Here is a 9,099-nt window from a genome sequence, read left to right on the forward strand (position 1 = left end):
GCACCAAACTGGATATCTGCGACGAGCAGAAATGCGAACGGAAACCCCGGATGGTCCAGACCGCGCCCCACCACACCGATCCCGCACCGTCGATGCGGTTTTCCCGTGCCGACGGGCTGCGCAAGATCTGGCGGTTCCTGCGGCTCTACGGGCTTGGGCGCACGTGGTTCAAGGTGGCCGCGCGCAAACGCGGCAGCCTGCCGGTGACGTGGCGCGCGCGGGACCGCGCCGATATCGCCATGGTGGGGTGCGGGCAGTATGCCTTTGCCACCATCGGGTATGTCATCGCGCGGGCGCATGGCGCGCGCTTTCGGTGGTGTTACGACCCGGACAGGGCCGCGGCCGACGGGTTCCGGCGCGGGTTCCGGGTGCGCCACAGGGCGGACGCCCCCGATGCATGGCTGGCCGATGACGCCGTGCGCACGGTCTATGTCGCTTCCAATCACGCCAGCCACGCCGATTACGCCTGCGCCGCGCTGGACAGCGGGCGGGCGGTCTATCTCGAAAAACCCGTCGCCGTGAGCGAGACCCAGCTCGCCCGGCTGGAGGCCGCGCGCCTGCGCGCCGAGGCCGACGGCACGACGCGGCTCTTTGCGGGCTACAACCGGCCCTTTTCCGGCGCGATCGCCGATATCAAGGCCGCGATCACACCCGGCAAGGACCAACCGCTGTCGGTGTCCTGCTTTGTCTCGGGCCATGTGATCGGCCCCGACCACTGGTATCGCCACCCCGGGGAAGGCACCCGCATCTGTGGCAATGCCGGGCACTGGATCGATCTCTTCGTGCATCTCTGCGCCCGGCGCGACGGCGGCGCCGACACCCATCGCCTCACGCTGCTGTCGGCCGATCCCGCCAATCCGGATGACGATTTCGCGCTGTCGATCGCCACCGACCGCGGCGATGTCTTCTCCCTGATGCTGACCGCGCGCAGCGAGCCCTTCGAGGGCATCAACGAGACCATCAACGTCCAGCAGGGCGATGTCATCGCCAAGATCGACGATTTTTGCCGCATGACGCTCTGGCAGGGCACGACGCGCCGCCGCCACCGCTACTGGCCCAAGGATCCCGGCCATGCGCGTGCGATCCTGCAACCCTTTGCCGAGGGCCCCGCGCGGGACTGGAACGAGGTTCTGTCCTCCAGCCTCCTCATGCTTGCCGTGGCCGACATGGTGCGCAGGGGCGAGACCGAACGGACCCTTTCCCTCTCGCGCGAACGCGCCCGCCTTCTCCGCGCGCCCGACAGCGGCCGCGCGCCTTCAGACCAAACCAGGATGATCCCGTGAAACAGCTTCTCCAGTCTCTCAAGGACGGGTCCACATCCCTTGCGGATGTTCCCGCCCCGCGCGCCGGGCGCGGGCAGCTGCTGATCCAGACCACCACCACGCTTGTCTCCGCCGGGACCGAGCGGATGCTTGTGGAATTCGGCAAGGGCAGCCTGATCCAGAAGGCCCGCAGCCAGCCCGACAAGGTGAAGATGGTGCTGGAAAAGGCCCGCACGGATGGGGTTGCCGCGACCTATGACGCGGTGCGCTCCAAGCTCGATCAGCCGCTGGCCCTTGGGTATTGCAACGTGGGCCGGGTGCTGGAGACAGGCGCGGATGTCGACGGGTTCGCACCCGGCGACCGCGTGGTCTCCAACGGCAAACATGCCGAGCTCGTGGCGGTGCCGAAACATCTTTGCGCAAAGATCCCCGAGGGCGTCTCCGACGATGCCGCCGCCTTCACCGTGCTGGGCGCCATCGGGTTGCAGGGGATCCGGCTCGCGGCGCCGAGCCTGGGCGAATGCGTGGTGGTCACGGGGCTGGGGCTGATCGGGCTGTTGACGGTGCAGATGCTGCGCGCGCAGGGCTGCCGCGTCATGGGCATCGATTACGACCCCGCGCGGCTGGCCCTGGCGGCGCAGTTCGGCGCCGAGACGGTCAATCCCGGCGCCGGCGGGGACGTGCTGGCCGCGGCGGACCGCTTCTCGCGCGGGGCGGGCGTGGATGCGGTCATCATCACCGCCTCGACCAGGAGCAACGCGCCCATGCACGAGGCCGCCACCATGTGCCGCAAGCGCGGGCGCATCGTGCTGGTGGGGGTTGTCGGGCTGGAGCTGAGCCGCGCGGATTTCTACGAAAAGGAGCTCACCTTTCAGGTCTCGTGCTCCTACGGGCCGGGGCGCTACGATCCGGCCTACGAGGAACAGGGGCAGGACTATCCCCGCGCCTTCGTGCGCTGGACCGAACAGCGCAATTTCGAGGCGATCCTCGACATGATGGCGTCCGGCGCGCTCGATCTCGCGCCGCTGATCACCCACCGTTTCGAGATCGCACAAGGCGCGCAGGCGATGGCGCTGCTCACCGCCGAGGAGCCGTCCATGGGCATCCTGCTGGACTATCCCGCGCCCGCCGACCCCGGCGACCTGCGCGCGCGGCAGGTCGCGCTTGGTGACACACAGACCGGTGCCCCATCCAAAGCCCCATCCACCCCCCGGTCCGAGACCACGCCGGGCCGCGCCGGGCGCGTGACATTCCTTGGCGCGGGCAATTACGCGGGCCGCGTGCTGATCCCCGCCTTCAAGGCGGCCGGGGCGACGCTCGACACGGTTGTCAGCAGCGGCGGCGTGAGTGCGGCGCATTTCGGCACAAAGTTCGGCTTTGCCACCGCCAGCACCGACAGCGACGCCGCCATTGCCGATCCGCAAACCGACACCATCGTGATCGCCACCCGCCACGACGCCCATGCCCGCCAGACGCTTGCGGCCCTGCGCGCGGGCAAACACGTGTTCTGTGAAAAACCGCTCTGCCTGACGCTGGAGGAGATCGGGGAGATCGAGGCCGAGGCCCGCGCCCGGCCCGGTCAGCACCTGATGGTCGGGTTCAACCGCCGCTTCGCGCCGCATGTGGTGCGGATGAAGGCCCTGCTCGACACGCTGAAAAGCCCCAAGACCTTCGTCATGACGGTGAATGCGGGCGCAATCCCCGCCGATCACTGGACCCAGGATCGCGCCGTGGGCGGCGGGCGGATCATCGGCGAGGGCTGTCATTTCATCGACCTGTTGCGCCATCTCGCGGGCGCCGCCATCACCGGTCACAGCGCCATGGCGCTCGCGGAGAGCCCCGCGCTCGGCGACAAGGCGTCGATCCTGCTCGGCTTCGCCGATGGCTCGGTCGGGACGGTTCATTATCTCGCCAACGGGCACAAGGCGCTGCCCAAGGAGCGGCTCGAGGTCTTTGCCGGGGGCCGCGTGTTGCAACTCGACAATTTCCGGGCGCTGCGCGGGCATGGCTGGCCGGGGTTCCGCACCATGCGCAGCCTGTCGCAGGACAAGGGCAACGCGGCCTGTGCGGCGGCCTTCCTCAAGGCCGTGCGCGCGGGCGCCGCCCCGGTGATCCCGCTTGACGAGGTGATCGAGGTCAGCCGCGCCGCCATCGAGATCGACGCCACGCTGCGCTGACCCGAGGGTCTTCCGCCCCGCCTTTCACGCCTGTTCAGGACCCGTCATGCCAAGCCGTGTTGCCCTTTACTACCACACGCTGAAACACCTGCGCCCGGTCCAGCTCCGGGGCCGGCTGCGCTTCCGGCTGGCCCGTCCGAAACCCGATCTGGCCCCTGCCCCGGGTCTCGCCGTCCCGACCGGAGCGTGGGTCACGCCCGCCGCGCGCACCGCCAGCATGACCGGACCGGAGGCGTTTGTCTTTCTCGGACAGGCCGGGTCGCTGGATGCCGATGGCTGGGACAATCCCGCCCGCGACAAGCTCTGGCGCTACAACCTGCATTACTGCGACGATCTGAACGCCGAAGGGGCCGCGGCCCGTCGCGACTGGCACGCGGGGCTGATCGCGCGCTGGATCGCCGAAAACCCGCCCGGTCCGGTATCCGGGGCAGGCTCGGGCTGGGAGCCCTATCCCACATCGTTGCGGATCGTGAACTGGATCAAGGCCGCGCTTGGCGGCATGGCGCTGCCCGATGCGGCGCATCACAGCCTCGCGGTGCAGGCACGCTGGCTCACGCAACGGCTCGAATGGCATCTGCTGGGCAATCATCTGTTTGCCAATGCCAAGGCGCTGATGTTTGCCGGGCTCTATTTCGACGGCCCGGAGGCGCGGGGATGGCGCGCCGTGGCCCGGCGCATCCTCGAGACCGAGATCGACGAACAGATCCTGCCCGATGGCGGTCATTTCGAGCTGAGCCCGATGTATCACGCGCTGGCCTTCGAAGACATGCTCGACCTTGCCAACCTGATGCGCGCGCGCGGCACCCCCGAAGAGGACGCGTTGCGCGCGACCGTCGAAACCCGGCTCGCGGCCATGGCCCGGTGGCTGGTGGCGATGTCCCATCCCGATGGCGGCATCGGGTTCTTCAACGACGCGGCCCTTGGCATCGCCCCCGAAACGGATGCGCTGCTGTCCTATGCCGGGCGGCTGGGGGGCGCGCGCCCGGCCCGCGAACCCGGCAGTCTTTCGCTGCCACAGAGCGGCTATCACCGGCTGGTCAGCGGCCGGGCAGTGCTTCTGGCCGATACCGCGGCGGTGGGGCCGGATTATCTGCCCGGGCATGCCCATGCGGACACGCTCAGCTTCGAGCTGTCATTGGCGGGCCAGCGGGTGATCGTAAATGGCGGCACCTCCGAATACGGCACCGGCCCGGCGCGGCAGCAGCAGCGCGGCACAGCGGCCCATGCCACCGTGACCGTCGCCGGGCAGGACAGCTCCGAAGTCTGGGCGGGCTTCCGCGTCGCCCGGCGCGCCCGCGTCCACGATGTCGCGCGCGACGGCACCCGGCTTGCGGCGCGCCATGACGGCTACCAAAGGCTCACCCCGGGCACCGATCACCACAGGCTCTGGCAGCTTGACCCCGATGGGCTCACCGTCACCGACCGGATCGATCCCGCCCAGTGCGGCGTGGCGCGCTACCCGCTGCATCCCGGAATTGCCGCCGAAATCACCGCAACCGGCTCCGCGACCCTGACCCTGCCGGACGGAACCCGGCTCACCGCGCGCGCCGAGGCCGGGGGCCCGCTGACGCGCACCTCCGCCCCGTGGCATCCCCGCTTCGGCGAAAGCCGGCCCGCGCCCTGCCTGGTCCTGCCCCTGATCGCGGGCCGTGCCGTGCTGCGGCTCGACTGGGCATAGGGGCAAGGATCAACAGACCCCATGCATATCCTCTTTCTGACCGACAATTTCCCGCCCGAAACCAACGCGCCCGCCTCGCGCACTTTCGAACATGCGCGCGAATGGGTGGCCCTCGGGCACCGCGTCACGGTGATCACCTGCGCGCCGAACTTCCCCACGGGCCGGGTGTTCGGCGGCTATCGCAACCGGCTGTGGCAAAGCGAGCAGATGGACGGCATCCGCGTCATCCGCGTCTGGAGCTACATGACCGGCAATGCGGGCTTTGCGCGCCGCATCCTCGATTTCCTGAGCTTCATGGTCATGGGGTTTTTCGCGGCGCTGTTCGTGCGCCGCCCGGATGTGGTGGTGGGCACCTCGCCGCAGTTCTTCACCGCGGTGGCCGCCTGGGGCGTGGCGGCGCTCAAGCGGCGGCCTTTCGTGTTCGAGCTGCGCGACATCTGGCCGGATTCGATCCGCGCGGTGAGCGCGATGAAAACCTCGCGCCTGCTGGATCTGCTCGAACGGCTGGAGCTGTTCCTGTATCGCCGCGCGACCCTCGTGGTGGCCGTCACGCAGGCGTTCCGGCGCAACCTTGTCGCGCGCGGCATCCCGGCCGACAAGATCGTCGTGGTCACCAACGGGGTCGACGCGACACGCTTTTCACCGCGCCCCAAGGATGCCGCGCTGGTGCGGGAACTGGATCTGCGGGGGCGCTTCGTGGCGGGCTATATCGGCACGCTCGGCATGGCCCATGCGCTCGAGACGGTGATCGAGGCCGGGCGCATCCTTGCCGCCGACCCGGCCACGCGCGACATGCGGCTGCTGATCCTCGGGGACGGCGCGCAGCGCACCGCGCTGATGGCACGGGCCGCAGGGCTGGAGACGGTGCGCTTTCTGGATCCGGTCTCCAAGGAGGCGGTGGTGCGCTACTGGTCCATTCTCGACGTGGCCATCATCCATCTGCGCCGCACCCCGCTCTTCACCACCGTGATCCCGTCGAAGATGTTCGAATGCATGGGCATGGGGCTGCCGATCCTGCACGGGGTTGAAGGCGAGAGCGCACAGATCCTGACCCGTCACGACGCCGGGCTGATCTTCACACCCGAAGACGCGGCGGATCTGGCGCGCAAGCTCATTGCCTTGCGCGACGATCCCGCCTTGCGCGCCCGGCTGCGCGCAAACGGCCTGGTGGCGGCCGCAGCCTATGACCGCAAGGCGCTGGCAGCAGGGATGCTGGCGCATCTCGAAGCCGTGGCGCGGGCGCGATAGGCAGGCCCCCGGAGGCAAGGGCACCCGCCAAGCCGGGCCCTGCGTACGGAGGCCGGAAACGGCGCCCCCCCCCGCGGCGCACGCCACCCCGGCCAAGCCGGCACGCGGCGCACGCGAGAGAGACACACCAGGCCCGCCAGGCGCACCGGGCACGACCACGCGCGATCAGCTCGGCGTCACCGTGGCCGACCCATCCGCGACCGCCCAGGCCCCGGCAGGGGTGTCGCCCAGGGCAACCAGGATCCGCCCGTTGGTGGCGTCAAAGACGATCCGGCCGGGATACTTGTCCTGTTGGTTCACGTCCGAGCCGGTATCGGCGATCTCGGCAGCGGTCCATATGCGCTCCGGCAGGCTCAGCGCGTCAAGCGCACGGGTGCGGCGCTGGCGGTTCTGGATATCGTCGAAATTGCCCGCATATGTGTTCCCCGCCAGCGCACCGACCGCATCGACGCCATTGGCACTGGTGACAAAGCGCAGCCCGTAGCCGCAGTTGAAGATGTCGTTGTTCACGATCCGCGTGCGGCGGTGATCGCCGGTATTGCTGAGCCATATCGCTGCGCGCCAGCCATCAAGGAAGCTGTCGCTGACATGCACCGACGCGTCAGGATCGGTGTGATACAAGAACAGCTTGTCGGACGACTTGTTGTTGGTTGCCACAACCCCCGCGCTCGGCCCCAGCGCGGTCACGTTGCGGATCGTGGTCTTGATCCGGGCCGGCAGAAGGAAGGTGATCCCGGACGTGATCTCATTGATCCGGCTGGCATCCACCGACAGATCGATCAGGTCGAGAAAATCGAGCGCCCGCCCACCGACCGTCTCGATGGTGGTGTTGGCAAGGCTGCCACCATAGAAACCGAGCCGCGTCGCATTGGCCAGCATCCGCTCGGCGCGGTTGTCGATCTCGCAATTGTAAAACAGCTTCTCGATCCGCCGCCCGATCCGGGTCTGGTAATCGAACGCCGTCGTGAGACCGATATCGGCATAGGCCTCGAGCCCGGCAATGAAGCGGCAGTCATAGGCCACATCACGCCGGCCGCGCAGCTTGGAGCGCCCGATGCCATTGTGATCGACACATCCGACAAAGGTGCTGTCATAGGCGGTCTCGTGGCTGTCGAAGCCACCGTGATTGTCGCGCGCCTCGGAGCGGTGCACCGAGCAGTTATGCGAGCCAATACCAAAATTGTTGGCATGGCGGTTGAAGGCGCTGAGCGCGTCGCGCAACTGGCAATCGGCGGATCCTTCCTGCGCCAGAAACCCGTAGACCAGATGGCACAGCGTGACATCGCTGGCCGTCACCCGGCGGGAGCGGAAGGCCTTGATCCCGTTGGCCAGATCCTCGCCGCCCCCAAAGCTCGGCGTGCGCAGGTCCGGCTCGCCGACGGTGCCGATAAAGGCATCGCGCACCGAAACATCGCCCGCATAAAGGCAATCGACCACCGCCGGGAAGGCCGGGCTCGCGGTGCCGCGCATCTCCATGCAGCTGATCGAGATCGGCGCCGTCGCAAAGGCGCGGATCGTCACCGTCTCGCCGGCGACCGCGAAATTGCCCGGCGCCCGGTGGCGCAGGGTGATCCCGGTCGGGCCATCCACGCTCTTGACCTCGGAGACATATTGCTTGGCATAGGTGCGGCTGGTCTCCTCCATGGTCTCGGTGGAGCGGATATAGACCAGCTGCCCGGTGGCAAAGCCGCTGCTGTCGGCAACGGTCAGGGTCGTGTCCTCAAAGTCGATATCGGCGGTGAGCGTCGTGGTGGCCACCGCGTCGGCATCCTGCTGCTGGATCACAAACACCCCGCGCGTCGCGGTGAGCCGCGTGCCGCGCCCCTGCCCCACGATCTGGATCGGGCGGGTCGGATCGACGGGCACACCCGGCGCGCCGCCGGTCTCGAGCGCAAAGCTGCCGCCGCCAAGCACCAGCGTGGCACCGGCATCCTGCGCCACCGCAACCGCCCGGCTCAGGCTGACAAAATTCTCTGCGCCCGAGGAGGTCGGTGCAAACCCGAAAGCCGCCGCCGCCAACTGCCCCGACGCCCCGGGCTGCACATAAAGCTTCACGCCCCCGTCGGTCACCAGATGGTGGTCCGTCGCATCAAACGGCGCCACAAGATAGAGATGCGGGCCATCATCGGCGAGGATCTTCGCGCCGGGCGCCGCGTAGCGCGTCTTGGAGCCAAAATCATAAGACAGGATTTCATCGCCGATCAGTGCCGCAACCGTGTCGAACCGCTCGACAATGCCGAGGGTTCCGCTGGCGCGGATATGCACGTTGTCCTCTTCCCAGAGCACCCGCCGCCCGGCCCCGATCAGGCGCAGCTTGTAGAAGCCTTCGGAGAGGTAGCCGATATCGAACTGGCCAGCCGCATCGGCCTCCATCGGGTTGGGCCAGGTGTCGGTCTGATGGACTTCCTTGTAGATCGGCACCTTGATATCCGTGCCCGCCTTGAAGACATAGAGCCGCGCATCCGCGATGGAGCCCGCGAGCCCCGCAAAGCTCTCGCTTTCGCTCAGAAAGTTCATCAGTCCCATTCTCGACCCCTTCACGCAAAATGCCGCCGGACGAATCCGGCCGTGGGGGCCGACACTCCGCGAGACGCGTTAACAGGGTTCTGCCGCGCCGCGCGCTGGGTCGGTCCTGTCGCAACAGGCGCGCGGCGACGTGGAAACGTGGAAACGTGGAAACGTGGAAACGTGGAAACGTGGAAACGTGGAAACGTGGAAACGTGGAAACGTGGAA

5 protein-coding genes are annotated in these 9,099 nt (G+C 68.0%); 4 read left to right on the plus strand and 1 reads right to left on the minus strand.

Features of this window, described 5'->3' with window-relative positions; translation table 11 throughout:
* Positions 1-50 precede the first annotated feature (50 nt).
* Genes J1C49_RS19680 through J1C49_RS19695 form a run of 4 tightly spaced genes read left to right on the plus strand, consistent with a single transcriptional unit; the run spans position 51 to position 6,365 of the window.
* Complete coding sequence (locus J1C49_RS19680) at positions 51-1,283, plus strand: Gfo/Idh/MocA family protein (RefSeq protein ID WP_227447547.1); 1,233 nt, start codon at positions 51-53, stop codon at positions 1,281-1,283.
* Complete coding sequence (locus tag J1C49_RS19685; RefSeq protein ID WP_227447548.1) at positions 1,280-3,439, plus strand: bi-domain-containing oxidoreductase; 2,160 nt, start codon at positions 1,280-1,282, stop codon at positions 3,437-3,439. The genes J1C49_RS19680 and J1C49_RS19685 overlap by 4 nt, the downstream gene beginning before the upstream one ends.
* Positions 3,440-3,485: 46 nt before the next feature.
* Positions 3,486-5,117, plus strand: coding sequence for a heparinase II/III family protein (locus tag J1C49_RS19690; RefSeq protein ID WP_227447549.1), 1,632 nt, complete (start codon positions 3,486-3,488; stop codon positions 5,115-5,117).
* Positions 5,118-5,138: 21 nt separating this feature from the next.
* Entirely contained in the window at positions 5,139-6,365 is a 1,227-nt protein-coding gene (locus J1C49_RS19695) for a glycosyltransferase family 4 protein (RefSeq protein ID WP_227447550.1), read from the plus strand.
* Positions 6,366-6,530: 165 nt separating this feature from the next.
* On the opposite strand, the gene J1C49_RS19700 is transcribed toward J1C49_RS19695, so the two are convergent.
* Entirely contained in the window at positions 6,531-8,891 is a 2,361-nt protein-coding gene (locus tag J1C49_RS19700; RefSeq protein WP_227447551.1) for a hypothetical protein, read from the minus strand.
* Positions 8,892-9,099: the final 208 nt, after the last annotated feature.

Origin of the sequence: Cognatishimia sp. F0-27 (assembly GCF_020667845.1) — a bacterium.
Lineage (GTDB): Bacteria > Pseudomonadota > Alphaproteobacteria > Rhodobacterales > Rhodobacteraceae > JAFMPQ01.

Bases quoted from the DNA above. Each gene is read 5' to 3' on its own strand.
- J1C49_RS19695 (WP_227447550.1), top strand. From the start codon at position 5,139: ATGCATATCCTCTTTCTGACCGACAATTTCCCGCCCGAAACCAACGCG.
- J1C49_RS19700 (WP_227447551.1), bottom strand. From the start codon at position 8,891: ATGGGACTGATGAACTTTCTGAGCGAAAGCGAGAGCTTTGCGGGGCTC.
- J1C49_RS19680 (WP_227447547.1), top strand. From the start codon at position 51: ATGGTCCAGACCGCGCCCCACCACACCGATCCCGCACCGTCGATGCGG.
- J1C49_RS19690 (WP_227447549.1), top strand. From the start codon at position 3,486: ATGCCAAGCCGTGTTGCCCTTTACTACCACACGCTGAAACACCTGCGC.